Here is a 17,484-nt window from a genome sequence, read left to right on the forward strand (position 1 = left end):
ATCCGGCCCCTTCGGTGGAGCGGGCGACGGGAATCGAACCCGCGTATCTTGCTTGGGAAGCAAGCGCTCTACCATTGAGCTACGCCCGCGCAACCGCTCGGCTCTCGCCTGCGGCGCGGACACCACCCTACACCAGCGCCCGCCCTCAGGCCGTCGCGTGCCCCCGGCCGGCAGCGGCGGCCCGCTCCCTCGCCCGCTTCGCGCGGGAGCGGCCGAAGCCGTCCGCGTAGCGGGCCAGCACGGGCCCTGCCACGGCGAGGAGGAGCACGTAGGCCGTGGCGAACGCCGAGACCTCGGGCGCCATGGACCCGGAGGCCACGGCCAGGCCCGCGATGACGATGGAGAACTCGCCGCGGATGGTCAGCGTGGCGCCCGCCCGCCAGCGGCCGGCGACGCCGATGCCCGCCGCGCGCGCCGCGAGGTAGCCCGTGGCCACCTTCGTGGCGGCCGTGACGACGGCGAGGGCGAGCGCGCCCAGCAGCACGGGCGGCAGGGCGCGCGGGTCCGTGTTCATCCCGAAGAGCACGAAGAAGAGGGCGGCGAAGAGGTCCCGCAGCGGCTCGAGCACGGAGCGGGCCTGCTTGGCCGCGGCCCCGGAGATCGCGATGCCCAACAGGAACGCGCCCACGCCGGCGGACACCTGGAGCGCCCCCGCGAGGCCGGCCACGAGCAGGGCGAGACCGAGGAGCTTGAGCAGGAACGTCTCCTGGTCCGGGGACTGGACGAGCCGGGAGATCTGCGGGCCGAACCGCAGGGCGGCGAGCAGGACCACGGTGACCACCACCAGGGCGACGCCCACCGCCGTGAGCCCGGCCATGAGGGGGCTGCCGGCCACGAGGGCCGTCATGAGCGGCAGGTAGACGGCCATGGCGAGGTCCTCGAACACGAGGATGGAGAGCATCACGGGGGTCTCGCGGTTGCCCACACGCCCCAGGTCGCCGAGCACCTTCGCGATGATGCCGGAGGAGGAGATGAACGTGATGCCGCCCAGCACCACCGCGCCCACGGCACCCCAGCCGAGCAGGAGGCCGGCGAGCGCGCCGGGGGTGACGTTGAGGACCACGTCGAGCAGGCCGGCCTTCCAGGAGCCGCGCAGCCCCCCCACGAGCTCGCGGGCGGAGTACTCCAGGCCCAGCATGAGCAGGAGGAGCACCACGCCGATCTCGCTGGCCAGGTGGCTGAACTCGGCGATCGGCTCCATGGGGCCGTGCACCACCCCGGCCTCGTCCGCGGTGGGGAACAGCAGCCCGGCGACGCCGATGAGCAGCCCGCCGAGCAGGTAGAGCGGCACGGGGGACATGCCGATCCGCCCGGCCAGGCGCCCGAGCATGCCCAGCAGCAGCAGGACCGCGCCGAGCTCGATGAGCGCGAGGACGGTGGTGTCCATGGGCGCTCCTCTCCGGGGTCGGCGTGCGCGGGGCGGGCCCCGTTCGGGGGCTCGTCCGGCGGGGCGGGTCAGGCGTCGAGCAGGCGTTCGGCCGTCCGGGTGCCCTCGCTCGTCCCCACGACGATCAGCAGGTCCCCGCCCTCGAGCAGGAAGTCGGGGCCGGGGGAGGGGTGGGTCTGCCCGGCCCGCACGACGGCGACGATGGACACGCCCGTGCGGGTGCGCATCTTCGTGGCGCCGAGCTCGGCGTCCGCGTAGGGGGAGTCAGCCGGGAGGATGAGCTGGCGCGTGGTGATGCCGGGCAGGTCCGCGTGCTCGCCCTCCAACTGGGAGACGAGCTGCGGCCCGGCCAGGAGCCCGCCGAGGCTCGCTGCCTCGCTCGAGGAGAGGGCGACGGCCGCGGCGCACGCGTCCGGGTCGTCCGCGTCGGCGAGGAAGAGGTCGGTGGTGCCGTCGCGGTGGATCACGACGCCGATCCGCCGGCCGTCCGCGAGGTCGAGCTCGCGGCGGACGCCGATGCCCGGCAGGGCGGTCTCGTGCATGCTCATGGCGCACACTGTAGCGCCGGATACACTGGCGCCGTGCTGCTCTCCGACCGCGACATCCGCGCCGAGCTCGAGGCCGGCCGGGTCGGCCTGGACCCGCTGGACCCCTCGATGGTCCAGCCTGCGTCCGTGGACGTCCGCCTGGACCGCTTCTTCCGCCTCTTCGACAACCACCGCTACGCGCACATCGACCCCGCGCAGGAGCAGGACGAGCTGACCCGCCTCGTGGAGACGGCCCCGGACGAGCCCTTCATCCTGCACCCGGGCGAGTTCGTGCTCGGTGCCACCTATGAGCAGGTCACGCTCCCCGACGACGTCGCCGCGCGCCTCGAGGGCAAGTCCTCGCTCGGGCGGCTGGGCCTGCTGACCCATTCGACCGCCGGGTTCATCGACCCCGGCTTCACGGGCCACGTCACGCTCGAGCTCTCCAACGTGGCCACCCTGCCCATCACGCTGTGGCCGGGCATGAAGATCGGCCAGCTGTGCTTCTTCCGCATGAGCTCCCCGGCGCAGACGCCGTACGGTGCGGGCGCCTACCAGAACCGGTACCAGGGACAGCGCGGCCCCACGGCCTCCCGCTCCTTCCAGAACTTCCACATCACCCGCATCGAGCGCTGAGATGGCCACGACGCCGGCCCCCGCCCCCGTCGCCCGGCGCGGCCAGGTCCTCGCGTGGGCGGCGTGGGACTGGGGCTCGGCCTCCTTCAACGCCGTCATGGTCACCTTCGTGTTCGGCACGTACCTGGCCTCGGACGCGTTCGGGGCGGACGAGCGGGGCACGGCGTGGCTCTCCGCCGCGATGGCGCTCGCGGGCGTGCTGATCGCCCTCACCGCGCCCGTGCTGGGCCGGCAGGCGGACGGCGCCGGCCGCCGTCGCCTGTGGCTGGGGCTCACCACCGCCGCGGTGATCGCGTGCACCGCGGCCTGCTTCTTCGTCACCCCGCACGAGTCCTCCCTGCTGCTGGGCGTCACCCTGATCGCGCTGGGCACCGTGTTCTTCGAGTTCGCCGAGGTGCAGATCAACGCGATCCTCGTGCAGATCTCCACGCCCGCCACGATCGGACGGGTCTCCGGCATCGGCTGGGGCGCGGGCTACCTCGGCGGGATCGTGCTGCTGCTGATCGTCTACCTCGGCTTCGTCTCCGGGGACGCCCACTGGTTCGGCGTGGGCGAGGACGAGGCGCTCAACATCCGCGTGGTCGCGCTCGTCGCCGCGGCGTGGTTCCTCGTCTTCGCGGTCCCGGTGCTCGTCGTCGTCCCGGACCCGCCGCCGGCCCGTGCCGCGGACGGACGTCCGCGCCGGGAGACGATCCTCGGCTCGTACGCCGGGCTGGGCCGCACCCTGGCCCGCATGTGGCGCGAGGACCGCAACACGCTGCGGTTCCTCGTGGCCTCCGCGGTGTTCCGCGACGGCGTGGGCGCCGTGTTCGTGTACGGCGCGATCCTGGGCACCACGGTGTACGGGCTCGACCCCGCGGACGTCATCGTGTTCGCGATCGTGGCGAACGTGGTGGCCGCGCTCGGCGCCTTCGCGGGCGGGCGGCTCGACGACCGCATCGGCCCGCGCCGCGTGATCCTGGGCTCCCTCCTCGCCATGGTCCTCACGGCGGCGGCGCTGTTCCTCGCCTCGGGGACCACGGCGTTCTGGATCGGCGGCCTCGTGCTGTGCCTCTTCGTCGGCCCGGTCCAGTCCGCCTCGCGCGCGTTCCTCGGCCGCGTGACCACCCCGCGCACGGCGGGGGAGGTGTTCGGCCTCTACGCGACGACGGGCCGCGCCGTCGGGTTCATCACCCCGGCGCTCGTCTCCGTGGCCCTCGCCGTCCAGCCGGACAACCGCGCCGTGATCCCCGTGATCGGGATCGTGCTCGTGGCGGGCGCCGCCCTGTTCGCCGGGGTCGCAGAGCCGGGCGCGGCCGAGTCGGGCGCCGCGGCCCCCGCCGCCGACTGAGCCCGTCCCGCCCGACGCGGCCCGATCCCGTAAAGTGGCCACAGCCCTCCACCGCCCGTCTGCCCCGGGGATCCCATGCTGCTGACCCTCATCGCCCTGTTCGCCGTTGCGCTCTGTGCTCCCGCGATCTTCCGGTGGACGGGCCGGCAGGGCTTCTACCTCCTCGCCGCGGTCCCGGCCGCGGGATTCCTCTGGGTCCTCGCGCAGCTGCCGCACGTGCTCGCCCTGCAGGAGGCCCTCGACGCCGGCGCCCCCGCGCCCGCCGAGGCGGCGCACCTGGAGCGCACGGTGCCGTGGGTGCCCTACCTGGACATCGACCTGGCCTTCCGCCTGGACGCGCTCGCCGCCTTCATGTCGCTCATCGTGCTGGGCGTGGGCGCCCTCGTGCTCGCGTACTGCGCCCGCTACTTCGCTCCCGACGAGCGGCGCAGCGGCGTCTTCGGCGGGCAGCTGCTCGCGTTCGCGGGCGCGATGTTCGGCCTCGTCACCACGGACGACCTCATGGTGCTCTACACCTTCTGGGAGATCACCTCCGTCCTGTCCTTCCTGCTGATCGGCTACTCGGGCCACCGGATCTTCGCCCGCCGCTCCGCCATCCAGGCCCTGATCGTCACCACCTTCGGCGGCCTGGCCATGCTGGTGGGCCTCGTCATGCTCGCCCACCTCTCCGGCTCGTGGCGGGTCTCCGGCGTGCTGGCCGCGGCGCCGGCCCTCGTGGCGGACGCCGCGGTGCGCGGGATGCTGGAGGCCGCCGTCGCGCTCGTGCTGCTCGGTGCCCTCACCAAGTCGGCCCAGGCGCCGTTCCACTTCTGGCTGCCGGCCGCCATGGCCGCCCCGACCCCCGTGTCCGCGTACCTGCACGCGGCCGCCATGGTGAAGGCCGGCGTCTTCCTCGTGGCCCGCCTGGCACCCGCCTTCGCCACCCTCGTCTCCTGGCAGACGCTCGTGCTCGGCGTGGGCCTGGCCACCCTCCTCCTGGGCGGCTGGCGGGCGATGCGCCAGGACGACATCAAGCTCATCCTGGCCTACGGCACCGTCTCGCAGCTCGGCTTCCTCATGGTGGCCAACGGCCTGGGCACCCGCGACGCCGCGATGGCGGGCCTGGCGATGCTCCTGGCCCACGCGATCTTCAAGGCCCCGCTGTTCATGGTGGTGGGCGTGATCGACCACGAAGCCGGCACCCGCGACCTGCGCGAGCTCTCCGGCATCGGCCGCCGCCACCCCGTGCTGGCCGGCGTCGCCGTGCTGGCGGCGGCCTCCATGGCCGGCCTGCCGCCGCTGTTCGGCTTCGTGGCCAAGGAGTCCGTGCTGGAGACCCTGGCCGCCCACGGGGAGCACGGGGCCGGGGCCTGGGCCTGGGCCCCGTTCGTGCTCATGGCGGTCGGCTCCGTGCTCACGTTCGCGTACACGTGGCGGTTCGTGTGGGGCGCGTTCGGGCGGCGCGACCCACGGGACGCGAAGGAGCCCGGCGTCGGCGGGCCCCGCCCCGTCACCGAGTTCCACTCGCCCGTCACGGCGCTGCAGCTCGGACCCGCCGCCGTGCTCGCGGTGGCGTGCCTGGTCCTCGGGCTCGTGCCGGGCAGCGTGGCGCCGCTCGTGGAGGCGGCCACGCACGGACTGGCGCCGGCGTCGCCCGGTGAGAAGCCCGCGCACCTCGCACTGTGGCACGGCTTCACCCCGATCCTGGCGGTCTCGGCGGGCATCTGGGCTCTGGGCGCCCTGCTGGCGTGGACCCGCCGCCCCGTCCAGGCCCTCCAGGCCCGCCTGCAGTCCCCCGTGGACGCCGCCCGGACCTACGGCCGGCTCATCGGCGTCCTCGACGAGGTCGCCGTGTGGGTCACCGGCCGCACCCAGACCGGCTCGCTGCGCCGCTACCTGGCCATCATGTTCGCGTGCGCGTCCGTCCTGCCCCTGGGGTTCCTGCTCCTGCCGGTGGGGGACTCCGATCGCGTCCTGGCCACCTCGTTCCTCGACGCCCGGATCGTCCTCGCGGAGTCGCCGGCCCAGCTGGGCGTGGCGGTCCTGCTGTGCGTGGCGGCCGTGGCGACCGTCCGCGCCCACCGCCGCTTCATGGCGGTCATGCTCGTGTCCGTCACGGGCTACGGGGCGGCCGCCCTCTTCGCCATGCGCGGCGCCCCGGACCTGGCCATCACGCAGGTGCTCGTGGAGTCGGTCGTCCTCGTCACCCTCATCTTCGGCCTGCGCGTCCTCCCGCCGGAGTGGCTCGCCCGACGCGAGGGCAACCGCAGGCTGACCCGCCTGCTGCTGGCCCTGTCCTTCTCCGCGGTCATGGTGTGGGTCGCGGCCACGTCCCTGGCCGCCCGCACCGCGGAGCGGATCTCCGTGCCCATGCCGGACCTCGCCTACGAGTTCGGCTACGGCACCAACGCCGTCAACGTGACGCTGGTGGACATCCGCGCGTGGGACACGTGGGGGGAGATCACCGTGCTCGCCGCGGCCGCCACGGGCGTGGCCTCCCTCGTCTTCCTGCAGCACCGCGACGGCCCCGGCAAGGACATCGCCGACGTCCGCTCCGGGAGCGTGGGCGACTTCGGCGCCGACTCCGCTCTCGGCGTCCGGGAGCTCACCGTGGTCCGCGCCTTCGCGGTGGACGACACGAACAACCAGTGGCTCGTGGCGGGGCGCACCATGGCGCCCGAGCGGCGCTCGATCATCCTCGAGGTGGTCACGCGCTTCATGTTCCCGATCATGATGCTCATGTCCCTCTACCTCCTCCTGGCGGGGCACAACACCCCGGGCGGCGGCTTCGCCGGCGCCCTCCTGGCCGGGCTGGCGCTGACCCTGCGGTACCTCGCGGGGGGGCGGTTCGAGCTCCAGGAGGCCTCGCTGATCCCCGCCGGCGCGATGCTCGGCCTCGGCCTGGGCCTGGCCACGCTCGTCGGCATCGCCCCCGTCTTCTTCGGCGGCCAGATCCTGCAGTCCTACGCCCTCGAGCTCCACGGCCTGCCCCTGTTCGGGGACCACCTCAAGTTCGTCTCGGCCACCGCGTTCGACGTGGGCGTCTACCTCGTGGTGGTGGGCCTGGTCATGGACGTGCTGCGCTCCCTCGGCGGCGAGGTGGACCGGCGCGGAGAGGCGGCCCGCCGGGCCCGCCGCCGCGCCGCGGAGCGCCGCCGGCACCCCCGCCTGCCCACTCCGTCCACTCCGACCGGCCAGGAGGCCGCCCGATGACGACCGTGGACCTGGCCCTGCTGGCCGCGATGGGCGTGATGTTCACGTGCGGGATCTACCTCGTGCTGGAGCGCAACCTCACCCGCATCCTGCTGGGCATCATGCTCATCAACAACGCCGCGATCCTCCTGCTCTTCGCGAGCGCGGGCGGAGTGGGGCAGGCGCCCCTGCGGATCGAGGGCACGGACCCCCGGGCCTACGCGGACACCCTCCCGCAGGCCCTCATCCTCACCGCGATCGTCATCGGCTTCGCCACGAGCGCCTTCCTCACCGCCATGATCTACCGCTCCTGGCTCATCAGCCGCGAGGACCTGATCCAGGTGGACGCGGAGGACGTCAAGATCGCCAGCCAGCCCGCGTGGGACGTCGAGGACGACTCGGTGCTCGTGGAGGAGTCCTCCGAGTTCATCGACGACGCCGCGGACCCGAACGCGCACTACGAGCACGCGACCCCGGACGCGCCCCGCGCACCGGAGCGGCGGTCCGTCCGCCCGGCCGCGGCGGCACGCACCGCCCCGTCGGCACGGAAGCGTCGCGGCCGGCCCCAGGACCAGGAGGGCGAGCGCCCATGACGATCGGCTCCGTGCCCCTCACCGACCTCGCCCCGCTGGCCGTCATGCTGCCGGTGCTCGGGGCCGCCGTCACGTTCACCCTCGTGGGCCGGCCCCGGGCCCAGGTGAGCGTCACCGTCCTCGCGCTCTTCCTCACGCTCGTGCTGAACGCGGCCCTGCTCGCCGCGGTGTGGGAGGCGGGCGTGGCGGTGGTGGAGCTGGCCGGGTGGCCCGCACCGCTCGGCGTCGTGCTCGTGGTGGACCGGCTCTCCGCGCTGATGCTCCTCGTCTCCACGATCATCACCCTCGCGGTGCTCCTGTACGCCTCGGCGCAGGGCCTCATCAGCCGCGACGAGGGCGGGCCCGTCTCGATCTTCCACCCCACGTACCTGATCCTCGTGGCCGGCGTGTCCAACGCGTTCCTCGCCGGCGACCTCTTCAACCTCTACGTGGGCTTCGAGATCCTCCTGACCGCGTCCTACGTGCTGCTCACGCTCGGCGGCACGGCGCAGCGGATGCGCGCGGGCGTCACCTACGTGGTGGTCTCCGTCGTCTCCTCCGTGCTGTTCCTCATCGCGATCGCCATGATCTACGCGGCCACGGGGACGGTGAACATGGCGGACCTGGCGGTGAAGCTCGGCGAGCTGCCGAGCGACATGCAGATGGTGCTCCACGTGATGCTCCTCGTGGGCTTCGCGATCAAGGCCGCCGTGTTCCCCCTCTCCTTCTGGCTGCCGGACTCCTACCCCACGGCTCCGGCACCGGTCACCGCCGTGTTCGCGGGACTGCTCACCAAGGTCGGCGTGTACGCCATGATCCGCACGGAGACCCTCCTGTTCCCCGGGGAGCACGTGAACGATCTCCTGCTGGTGGTCGCGGGGCTCACCATGATCGTGGGCATCCTCGGGGCCCTCGCGCAGACAGACATCAAGCGCATCCTCTCCTTCATCCTGGTCTCCCACATCGGCTACATGATCTTCGGCCTCGGGCTGGCCACCCAGCTGGGCCTGGCGGCGACCGTGTTCTACGTGGCGCACCACATCACGGTGCAGAGCGCGCTGTTCCTCGTCACCGGGCTCATTGAGAACCGGGCCGGCACGGCCAACATCGACCGCCTCGGCTCCCTCGCCCGCGTCTCCCCGCTCGTGGGCCTGCTCTTCCTCATCCCCGCCCTCAACCTGGGCGGCATCCCGCCGTTCTCCGGGTTCCTCGGCAAGGTGGGCCTGCTGCGCGGCGGCGTGGAGCAGGGCGCACCGCTCGCGTACACGCTCGTGATCGTCTCCGTCCTCGCCTCGCTCCTCACGCTGCTGGTCATGGTGCGCGTGTGGACCCGCGCGTTCTGGCGCAGGGTGGAGGACGTGGAGCATCCGCCGGCCCAGCTCGTGGCCGCGTACCAGCGCGTCCTCGAGCGGGGGGAGCGGCCCAAGCGCCTCAGCGCCGGCCTCGTCGTCCCCACCGCGGCGATCGTGGCCCTCAGCGTCGCGTTCACCGTGCTCGCGGGACCCCTCTACGGCCTCGCGGACCGCGCCGCCACGGATATGCTGGAGCGCACGCCCTACATCGGCGCCGTGCTGGGCGAGGACGCCGCGGAGCGCGCCGCGGAGAGCCTGCGCAACGACCCGACGGAGGTGCACGATGCCCACCGCTGACCCTCGCCCGCCGGCACCGCGCACGGCGCCGTCGCGGGACCGGGAGGAGACCGCGGACCCGGCCGTCCCCGCGGACCCGGCCGTTCCCGCGGGCCTGGGCTCCGCCCGCGCGGCGCCCCGGCCCGGCAGTCTCCGTGCCGTGCTGGGCCAGTGGCCCCTCGCCCTCGTCCTCACCCTGGTGTGGGGAGCACTGTGGCAGGACTTCGGCCTGCACGTGCTGCTGCCGGGACTCCTCTTCGCCGCGCTGGTGATCGTGGTGTTCCCCATGCCCGCGATCCCGTTCAGCCGCCGGTTCAGCCCCTGGCACGCGCTCGTGTTCACCGGCCGCTTCCTCGCGGACGTGGTGCGCTCCTCGCTCTCGGTGTCCGCCGTCGTGCTCACGCGGGGCAGGCGGGTGCACAGCTCGATCGTGGGCGTTCGGCTGCGCAGCCACGACGACCTCCTGATCACCCTCGTCAGCCACGCCCTGGCCCTGGTGCCCGGCTCGATCGTGCTGGACGTGGACCGCGCCGACGCCACCCTGTACCTGCACTGCCTGAACGTGACGACGGACGAGGAGATCGCCGCGGTCCGCGCCAAGGCCCTGCGCGTGGAGGCCGGGATCATCCAGGCGGTCGGCTCGCGCACGGACCTGGAGCTGCTGCGCCGCTTCCCCGACTCGGCGCCCCCGCGGGCCGAGATCGCGGGCAACCGGCGGCATCCCGCCTACGGGCCCGCGGCGGAGGAGGAGCGCGCATGATCGACCCGATGACCGTGGCCGCCTACGGGGGCGGCGCGATGCTCTTCGTGGGCGCCGTGGCCGCGCTGCACCGGATCGTGCGGGGCCCGTCCCTGCTGGACCGGGCGATCGCCATCGACGTGCTGCTCGTGGTGCTCTCCTCGGCCCTGGTCCTGGAGATGGCCGTGCACCGCCACACCCATGACATCGTCCTCGTGGTGCTGGCCGCCACGGTGGGCTTCGTGGGCTCGGTGACCGTGGCCCGCTTCGTGGAGGACCGCCGCCCGGAGCACATGCGGGAGGAGATCTCCCTCGTGCCCGGCACCACCGACACCCCGGGCTCGGAAGACGCGCCCGCCGAGGGGGGAGACCGATGACGGACCCGCTGCTGCTGCTGGACTGGCTGGCCGCCCTGCTGATCGTGGCCGGCGCCTTCTTCTCCCTGGTGGCCGGCGTGGGCCTGTTCGTGCTGCCCGACCTGCTCTCCCGCATGCACGCGGCCGCCAAACCCCAGGTGCTGGGCCTGCTGCTCATGCTCCTGGGGCTCGCGGTGCTCTGGCGCTCGTGGGCGTGGGCGCCCATCCTGCTGCTGGCGTGGGTCGCCCAGATGGTGACGGCCCCCGTGGCCTCCCACCTGGTGGGGCGCACGGGCTACCGCACCAAGCACGCCCAGCACGGGCTGCTGCACCGCGACGACCTGGCCGCGGCGGCCCGCCGCGTGGAGGCCGCCGACGGCGGCGCCCCGCGGCGTCGCCCCCGCCGCCCGTCCGCGGCGCAGCGCGGCGAGGACGCGCCGCACGGCCCGGACCGCGGTGGGAGCCCGACGGGCTGAGCCCGTCGCGCGGGGTCTCAGACCTCGTTGGCGCCGCGGCGGGCGGTCTTCTCGGAGGCCTTGCGGATCGCGGTGCCCGCGCCGCGCTGTCCGGCCACCTTGATGAGCGCGGCCACGCCGGCGGAGATGAAGGCGAAGGAGAGCGCCTCCACGAGGGGCAGCGTCTCGTCCGCGGCGTCGTCCGGTGCGTCGTGCCCGGTGGCGAGCTTCCAGCCCCCGGCCACGAGGCGGGAGCCGATGACTCCGCCGGCCAGGGTGATGCCGGTGGAGAGGATCTTCTGGGCGATGGTGTTCATGGTGCGCCTTCCGTGGGGTGGGACCGGTCCGGGAGTCAGCCTAGCGCGGGGGGATCAGGCGTCCGAGGTGACCGGGTCCCCGCTGACGTGGTGTCCCGGATCGCCGTCGGCGTCCAGCCAGGCCTGGAGCCGGGCCGTCAGGGTGGGGTCCACGGGCGTCTCGCGCCCGTCCACCGCGCGCACGGGGAGCACGCCCCGCACGGAGGAGGCGAGCCAGATCCCGTCCACGTCCTCGAGGTCCGCCGGGACGAGGGGGCCGTAGCCGAGGCGCCAGCCCGCGGCGTGCGCGGCCGCGAAGACCACCGCCTGGGAGGTGCCCGCCAGGATGCCCTTCTGCCGCAGGGGGGTGAGGAGGCGGCGCCGGCCGTCCGGATCGTGCCGCGCGATCAGCACGGTGGAGGTGGGACCTTCGAGGAGGAAGCCGTCCGAGCTCGTGAAGATCACGTCGTCCGCCCCGTGGGCGCGCGCGTGGCGCAGGGCGGCCATGTTCACGGCGTAGCTGAGGGTCTTCGCGCCCGTGAGCAGCCAGGGGGCGTGCTCGGGGGCGGTGGAGTCGATGCCGCGGTCCAGCAGGAGGACGCGGACGCCCGCGCGGCGCTCGGCCTCGTCGGGGGCGGGCACCGGGGTCAGGAGCACCCACGCGGTCGGGTGCGGCGCCGTGCCCGGCGTCGCCTCGGGGCCGCGCGTCGCGGTGAGCCGGACGGAGAGCCGCGCGCCGGGCGCGGGGCGGCTCGCCGCCTCGACGGCGCGCAGGCCGGCGTCGACGGCGGCCTCCCACGCGGCGGCGTCCGGCGCGGGCAGGCGCAGCGCCGTGGCAGAGGAGGCGAGCCGGCCGAGGTGGGCGCGCAGCTTGCGCATCCGCAGTGTCCCGGCCTCGTCCGCGACGGCGAGCGCGGTCTCGAACAGGCCGTCGCCCCGCGTGACGCCCTGGTCCGTGACGCGCAGGTGCGGCACGTCCGGGTCCGCGACCCGGGGACGGACGAGCCCGTGCGCATCCTGCTCGAGCAGGACGAGCACGGGCTCGTGGGCGGCAGGGACGAAGGGCGAGTCGGCGGGCATGGCCCCAGGATAGTGCCGGTCCCGCAGGCTCAGGCGCGGTGCGGGCCGCCCGACTCGGATCCGGCCCCGGTCGCAGCAGGGAGGCCCTCCGCGGCGGCGTCGGCGGGACTGTGGGAGCTGCCGTGGCGCTCGAGCTGGGCACCCTCCACGTCCACGTCCGGCATGATGCGCTCGAGCCACCTCGGCAGCCACCAGGCGGACTCGCCCAGCAGGTGCATCAGCGCGGGCATCAGCAGCAGGCGCACCACGAAGGCGTCCAGCAGCACGCCGAAGGCGAGGCCGAAGCCGATGGGCCGGATCATCGCGTCGTGGGAGAACACGAAGCCGCCGAAGACGGAGATCATGATGATCGCGGCGGCGATCACCACGGACCGGCCGGCGCGCAGGCCGCTCATCACGGCGCTGCGGGCCGGCTGGCCGTGGGCGTAGGCCTCACGCATGCCGGACGCGATGAACAGCTGGTAGTCCATGGCCAGGCCGAACAGCACGCCGATCATGATCGTCGGCAGGAAGCTCAGGACCGGGCCCGCATGGTGCACGTTGAACACCGAGCCCAGCCAGCCCCACTGGTAGATGGCCACCACGCCGCCCATGGCCGCGAACACCGAGAGGACGAAGCCGCCGGTGGCGATCAGCGGGACCAGGATGGAGCGGAACACCAGGATCATGATGAGCAGGGACAGCCCCACCACCACGCCGAGGTAGAGCGGCAGGGCCGAGGCGAGCTTCTCCGAGACGTCGATCGCCCCGGAGGTCATGCCCGCCACCGCCAGGTTCGAGGCCTCGCCCGCGGGCTCCACCGTGCGCAGCTCGTGCACCAGCTCCTCGGTGGAGACCGCGTTGGGCCCCTCCTCGGGCAGCAGCTGCAGCATGCCCAGGGTGCGGTCCTCGTTGAAGCCCGCCGGCACCACCGCGCCGACGTGGTCCAGTGCCGAGAGCTGCTCGCCGACGGCGAGCTGGGCGTCCGTCGCCTGCTCCTCCGAGAGCCCCTCGGGCAGGTCCGTGGTCACCACGAGGGGGCCGTTGTAGCCCTCGCCGAACTTGTCGGCCATGATCTCGTAGGAGACCTGGGCGTCGGAGCCGACCGGCTCGGACGCGCCGTCCGGCAGGCCCAGGCGCATCGAGAAGAAGGGGATGGAGACCGCCACGAGCAGGGCGATCGCGCCCAGGGTCGTGGCCACCGCGGCGGGGGTGGACATCCGCGGCGAGCGGTGCGCGCCTCGCACGGCATGGGCGGCCTCGGCGGGGTCAGCACCGGTGAGGGGGGCCGTGTGGGAGCCCTCGCCCGACGGGGTGAGGGCCTCCAGGCGGGTGCGCTCCTTGCGGGAGAGCACGCGCGTGCCGGCCAGCGAGAGCAGCGCGGGCGTCAGGGTGACGGCCACGAGCACGGCCACGAGCACGCACGCGGCGCCGACGGTGCCCATCAGGCCGAGGAACGGGATGCCGGTGACGTTGAGCGCCACGAGCGCGATGATCACGGTGAGGCCGGCGAACACCACGGCGTTGCCGGACGTGCCGTTGGCCAGGGCGATGGACTCGCGCAGCGGGGTGCCGCGGCGCAGCTCCTGCCGGTGGCGGTTGACGATGAACAGCGCGTAGTCGATCCCGACCGCCAGGCCGAGCATGAGCCCCAGCACGGGGGTCACGGACATCATCTCCACGACGCCGGAGAAGGCGAGCGCGCCGGCGGCGCCCACCCCCACGCCCACGAGGGCGTTCACGAGCGGCAGACCCGCGCCCACGAAGGTGCCGAGCATGAGCACGAGCACGATCGCGGCGATCACGAGGCCCACGATCTCGCCCGGCCCCACGATCTGCGGGACGGTCTGGCTGAGCTGCTGGGAGGGCAGGACCCGCACCCCGTCGATGTCCGCCGCGGTCAGGACGCCCGTGATGGCCTTCTTGTCCTCCGCGGGCACGTCCATGGACGGCTGGTCGAAGGAGACGATCCCGACGGCGGCCGAGCCGTCCTCGGAGACGGCGCGGTAGCCCTCCATGAGGTCCACGGTGCGCTGGCCGCGCTCGGCCTGGGTGCGGGCGTCGACGAGGTCCTGACGGCCCGTGGCGAGATCCTCCTCGGCCTGGTCCAGCTTCCGCTCGTTGGCCGCGATCTCCTCGCGGCCGGACTCGAGGTCGGCCCTGCCCTGCGCGAGCTTCTCGCGGCCCTCGTCGATCGTGGCCTGCTGCTTCTCGAACTCGGCGCGGGCGGCCTCGCGGGCCTGCTCGCGGCCGGCCTCGAGCTGGGCCTGACCCTCGGCGAGCTCCTTCTCGGACGCCTGCAGCCGGGCGCGGCCCTCGGCGAGCTGCTCGCGGCCGGCGTCGACCTGCGCCTGTGCCGCGCTCAGCTGCTCGAGGCCGGACTGGACCTCCGCCTCGCGGGCCTTCAGCTCGGCGTTGGCGGCGTCGAGCTCGGCCTGGGCCCGCTCGATCCGGGCCGCGCCGGCGTCCAGCTCGGCCTGCTGCGCGGCGAACTGCCCAGTGACCTGCTCGGCAGGGACGCCGGCGGCCTCGCCCTGCGCGAGGGCCTGCTCGCGGGCGGCGTCCAGCCGGGCCTGGCCGGCCTCGAGCTGCGCCCGCTGCTCCTCGAGCTCGGCCTTGCCCTCCTCGTACTGGGCCCAGCCCTCGCCCAGCTGCTGACGGCCGGCGTCGAGCTTCTCGCGGTTCGCGTCGACCTCGGCCTGGCCGGCCTCCACCTTCGGCGCCTGCTCCTCGATCTGGGCCCGGCCCTGCTCGAGCCGGGCGCGGCCGTCCTCGAGCTTCTGCTCGGCCTCGCGCAGGGGCGCGGTGGCGTCCTCCGGCAGGGCGGCCAGGCCTCGCTCCTGGAAGTCGGTGCGCGCGGCGTCCAGCGTCGCCTGCCCCTCCTCGAGCTGCCGGGCCGACTCCTCGAGCTTCGCCTGCCCGTCCTCGGCCTGCTCCTTCGCCTCGGCGATCCGTGCCCGGCCGCCGTCGACCTGGCTGCGGCCGTCCGCGAGCCCCTGCTCGCCGTCGGCGATCTGCTGCCGACCGTCCTCGAGAGCGGTGCGGGCGTCCTCCTGCTGCCTCTGCACGTCGAAGGGGTCCACGACGTCGGCCACGGCCTGCTGGTCGCGGACCGTGCTCAGGAGCTGCTCGATCCGATCGCGCTGGTCCGGGGTGAACGCGGAGCCGTCCTCGGTGGCGAAGACCACCTGGCCGGTGCCGCGCGAGGCGTCGGGGAACTCCTCCTTGAGGCGGTCCGTGACCTGGGCCGTGGGGGTGCCCGGGATGGTGACGGCGGAGGAGAGGGTGCCGCCGAAGGCGAGGAAGCCGCCCACGGCGAGGGCCAGGGCGAGGGCCCAGGCGAGGATCACGATCATGGGTCGGCGAGCGGCGCCGAGGCCGAGCCGGTAGAGCAGCTTTGCCATGGGGCGGGGATCTCCAGGGAGCGAGAGGGGGCGTGAGGAGGCGGGGCAGAGGGCCGCCGCGTTGCGCTCAGCGTACAGGTAAGCGGAGCGCCGTGCTCCGTTCATCGTGATCGAGGGACTGTGCGATTGCTCTCCTCCGGCGGCCTGACCTCGCACGTCCGCAACAGGACGCCGCGTTCCCGTGAACCCGTCACTACACTCGTTCGGATGGAGGAGAGCAGCGACGTGGCGGGCACCGCCGCGGCAGCACAGGAGACGTCTGACGACCCCACGGTCCCGGCCGCGCGCCGACGTGGCCGCCCCCGCAGCCAGGCGTCCCGGGAGGCGGTGCTGCGCGCCGCCGCCGAGCTCATGGAGCCCGCGGGCCAGGCGAAGCTCACCATGGAGGGCATCGCGGCCCGTGCGGGGGTGAGCAAGCAGACGGTCTACCGCTGGTGGAGGACGAAGGTGGACGTGCTCGTGGAGGCCGTCGGCGCCGGGTACCTGGACATCCCCCTGCCCCTGCCGCCGGACACCGGGGACCTGCGCGCGGACCTCGCCACGTGGCTGCGCGCGATGGCGGTGGAGATCGACGGCGGCGGCGCCACTCACCTCTCCCAGGCCCTGGTGGGCGCGATCGCCACGGCCGACAGCCAGAGCCAGCAGATCCACGGCGTGCTCGTGGCCCCGCTGCGGCACAGCCTCCACGAGCGGTTCCGCACCGCGGTGCTCGCGGAGGGCGTGGACCGGGAGATGCTGGCCGAGACCGTGGGGGCGCAGCTGATCATGCGCGTGCTGTTCGCCGAGCCGATCACCGAGGAGTGGATCGCCGCGCTCGTGGAGCTCGTGGCGCAGGAGCGGCTCCACGCGTGACGCCGAGGGGCCGGTCCGGTGGGCCCGGTCCACGGTTCAGGGGCCGATCGAGGTCCGCACGTCGGCCGCCCCGGCCGGGTCCTGCGCCGCGAGGTAGCGCTCCTCCTGCGCGGCCCAGCGCTCCCAGTGCGGCGCGTACGCGCCGCCGTCGCGGGCCAGGGCGCGCTCGCGGCGCCTCCGCTCGTCCAGCTCGAGCCAGACGCTCAGCGTGAGGTGGGGCCGGGCTGCGGCGCTCGTGGCGCCCACGCCCTCGCACACCACGACGTCGGCCGGCTCGAGCCGCTGGCCGGCCCCCGGGCGGGCGTGGTGCCAGTCCCAGGCCCGCCACCGCGCAGCACGGCCCGCGCCGAGGTCCCGCAGCGCCGTCACGTACGGCCCTGCGGGGTCGAGCACCGCCTCCAGGCCGTCCCATCCCGCGTAGAAGGACTCCACGTGCAGCACCGCCACGCGGGCGTACGGGGACAGATGCGCCGCGAGGGCGGCCGCGAGGGTGGTCTTGCCGGCGCCGGAGCGGCCGTCCACGCCGACGAGCACGGGGCCCGCCGGTGGTGCGGGGGAGGTCACGGTCCGTCCTCGGCGAGCGGGGCGATGCTCCGGGTGGCCGCGTCCACCACGCGCAGGGCGGTGGCGAGCTCGGCGTCGTCGAAGCCCTCGAGCGCGGCGGCGATGCGGCGGGCCATCGGGCCGAACGCCGCCGAGCCGTCCGCCGAGGCCGCGGGCGTGGGCTCCACGATGACCCGGCGTCCGTCCGTGGCCGAGCGGGCCCGGCGGGCGTGCCCCGAGGCGACGAGACGGTCGATCACGGAGGTCGTGGCAGCACGGGTGAGGTGCAGTCCGTGCCCGAGGTCCGTGGGGGTGGTCGCGAGGCCGCGGCTCGTGCGGCGCATGAGGATCGAGAGGGCGCGCAGGTCCGTGCGGTGCAGGCCGAGGGCGCGGCTCGCCTGGTCGGCGGCCCGGTCGGCCACCTCGGAGAAGGCGCGCAGGCTCGCCAGGAGGGCGAGGGGCTGCTCAGGGCGGTCGGCCGCGGGGGTGGTCACCCCCCGGATCCTACCGGCGGGGTCGAATCGTTCGA

16 protein-coding genes and 1 tRNA gene are annotated in these 17,484 nt (G+C 74.3%); 9 read left to right on the forward strand and 8 right to left on the reverse strand.

What is annotated here, in order from left to right:
- Positions 1-15: 15 nt before the first annotated feature.
- The 3 genes from KZX60_RS05615 to KZX60_RS05625 form a co-directional block, all read right to left on the reverse strand.
- Positions 16-89 (reverse strand) — tRNA-Gly (locus KZX60_RS05615).
- 56 nt (positions 90-145) lie between these two features.
- Positions 146-1,387 carry a cation:proton antiporter gene (locus KZX60_RS05620; RefSeq protein ID WP_248116293.1) on the reverse strand — a complete coding sequence of 414 codons (1,242 nt, stop codon included), beginning with the start codon at positions 1,385-1,387 and terminating at the stop codon, positions 146-148.
- Between the two features lie 68 nt (positions 1,388-1,455).
- Positions 1,456-1,935, reverse strand: a complete 480-nt coding sequence (locus tag KZX60_RS05625; RefSeq protein WP_248116295.1) for a TrkA C-terminal domain-containing protein — start codon at positions 1,933-1,935, stop codon at positions 1,456-1,458.
- 33 nt (positions 1,936-1,968) lie between these two features.
- Here KZX60_RS05625 and dcd point away from each other — a divergent pair, with 33 nt between their 5' ends.
- From dcd to mnhG, 8 genes are all read left to right on the forward strand, one after another.
- The gene (gene dcd / locus KZX60_RS05630) at positions 1,969-2,550 is read left to right on the forward strand and encodes a dCTP deaminase (RefSeq protein ID WP_248116297.1); all 582 of its coding nucleotides are present in this window, start codon (positions 1,969-1,971) and stop codon (positions 2,548-2,550) included.
- 1 nt (position 2,551) lies between these two features.
- Positions 2,552-3,880, forward strand: coding sequence for an MFS transporter (locus tag KZX60_RS05635; protein ID WP_248116299.1), 1,329 nt, complete (start codon positions 2,552-2,554; stop codon positions 3,878-3,880).
- 75 nt (positions 3,881-3,955) lie between these two features.
- Positions 3,956-7,072, forward strand: coding sequence for a Na+/H+ antiporter subunit A (locus KZX60_RS05640; RefSeq protein WP_248116301.1), 3,117 nt, complete (start codon positions 3,956-3,958; stop codon positions 7,070-7,072).
- Positions 7,069-7,644 carry an NADH-quinone oxidoreductase subunit K gene (locus tag KZX60_RS05645; RefSeq protein ID WP_248116302.1) on the forward strand — a complete coding sequence of 192 codons (576 nt, stop codon included), beginning with the start codon at positions 7,069-7,071 and terminating at the stop codon, positions 7,642-7,644. The genes KZX60_RS05640 and KZX60_RS05645 overlap by 4 nt, the downstream gene beginning before the upstream one ends.
- Positions 7,641-9,272: a Na+/H+ antiporter subunit D gene (locus KZX60_RS05650; protein WP_248116304.1), complete on the forward strand. Its 1,632-nt coding sequence runs from the start codon at positions 7,641-7,643 to the stop codon at positions 9,270-9,272. Before KZX60_RS05645 ends, KZX60_RS05650 begins: the two co-directional genes overlap by 4 nt.
- On the forward strand, positions 9,259-10,011 hold the full coding sequence (locus KZX60_RS05655) for a Na+/H+ antiporter subunit E (RefSeq protein WP_248116306.1): 753 nt from the start codon (positions 9,259-9,261) through the stop codon (positions 10,009-10,011). Before KZX60_RS05650 ends, KZX60_RS05655 begins: the two co-directional genes overlap by 14 nt.
- Entirely contained in the window at positions 10,008-10,367 is a 360-nt protein-coding gene (locus KZX60_RS05660) for a monovalent cation/H+ antiporter complex subunit F (protein WP_248116308.1), read from the forward strand. The genes KZX60_RS05655 and KZX60_RS05660 overlap by 4 nt, the downstream gene beginning before the upstream one ends.
- Complete coding sequence (mnhG, locus tag KZX60_RS05665; protein WP_248116310.1) at positions 10,364-10,822, forward strand: monovalent cation/H(+) antiporter subunit G; 459 nt, start codon at positions 10,364-10,366, stop codon at positions 10,820-10,822. The genes KZX60_RS05660 and mnhG overlap by 4 nt, the downstream gene beginning before the upstream one ends.
- Before the next feature lie 17 nt (positions 10,823-10,839).
- Here the strand turns inward: mnhG and KZX60_RS05670 are convergent, their stop codons facing one another.
- From KZX60_RS05670 to KZX60_RS05680, 3 genes are read right to left on the reverse strand one after another with little or no spacing between them, the layout of a single operon-like run.
- Positions 10,840-11,118: a DUF4235 domain-containing protein gene (locus KZX60_RS05670; protein WP_248116311.1), complete on the reverse strand. Its 279-nt coding sequence runs from the start codon at positions 11,116-11,118 to the stop codon at positions 10,840-10,842.
- A 54-nt stretch (positions 11,119-11,172) separates the two neighbouring features.
- A complete protein-coding gene (locus tag KZX60_RS05675) occupies positions 11,173-12,177 on the reverse strand; it encodes an aminotransferase class IV (RefSeq protein ID WP_248116313.1) in 1,005 nt (334 codons plus the stop codon).
- Between the two features lie 29 nt (positions 12,178-12,206).
- Positions 12,207-15,560, reverse strand: a complete 3,354-nt coding sequence (locus tag KZX60_RS05680) for an MMPL family transporter (RefSeq protein WP_248116316.1) — start codon at positions 15,558-15,560, stop codon at positions 12,207-12,209.
- A 207-nt stretch (positions 15,561-15,767) separates the two neighbouring features.
- On the opposite strand from KZX60_RS05680, the gene KZX60_RS05685 reads away from it, so the two are divergent.
- Entirely contained in the window at positions 15,768-16,412 is a 645-nt protein-coding gene (locus tag KZX60_RS05685) for a TetR/AcrR family transcriptional regulator (RefSeq protein ID WP_248116318.1), read from the forward strand.
- 36 nt (positions 16,413-16,448) lie between these two features.
- Here KZX60_RS05685 and KZX60_RS05690 read toward each other — a convergent pair whose 3' ends face one another.
- Positions 16,449-16,976, reverse strand: a complete 528-nt coding sequence (locus tag KZX60_RS05690) for a hypothetical protein (RefSeq protein WP_248116320.1) — start codon at positions 16,974-16,976, stop codon at positions 16,449-16,451.
- The gene (locus KZX60_RS05695; RefSeq protein WP_248116322.1) at positions 16,973-17,449 is read right to left on the reverse strand and encodes a MarR family transcriptional regulator; all 477 of its coding nucleotides are present in this window, start codon (positions 17,447-17,449) and stop codon (positions 16,973-16,975) included. Before KZX60_RS05695 ends, KZX60_RS05690 begins: the two co-directional genes overlap by 4 nt.
- Positions 17,450-17,484: the final 35 nt, after the last annotated feature.

Source organism: Micrococcus sp. EYE_212 (genome assembly GCF_023147585.1).
Classification (GTDB): Bacteria; Actinomycetota; Actinomycetes; order Actinomycetales; family Micrococcaceae; genus Micrococcus.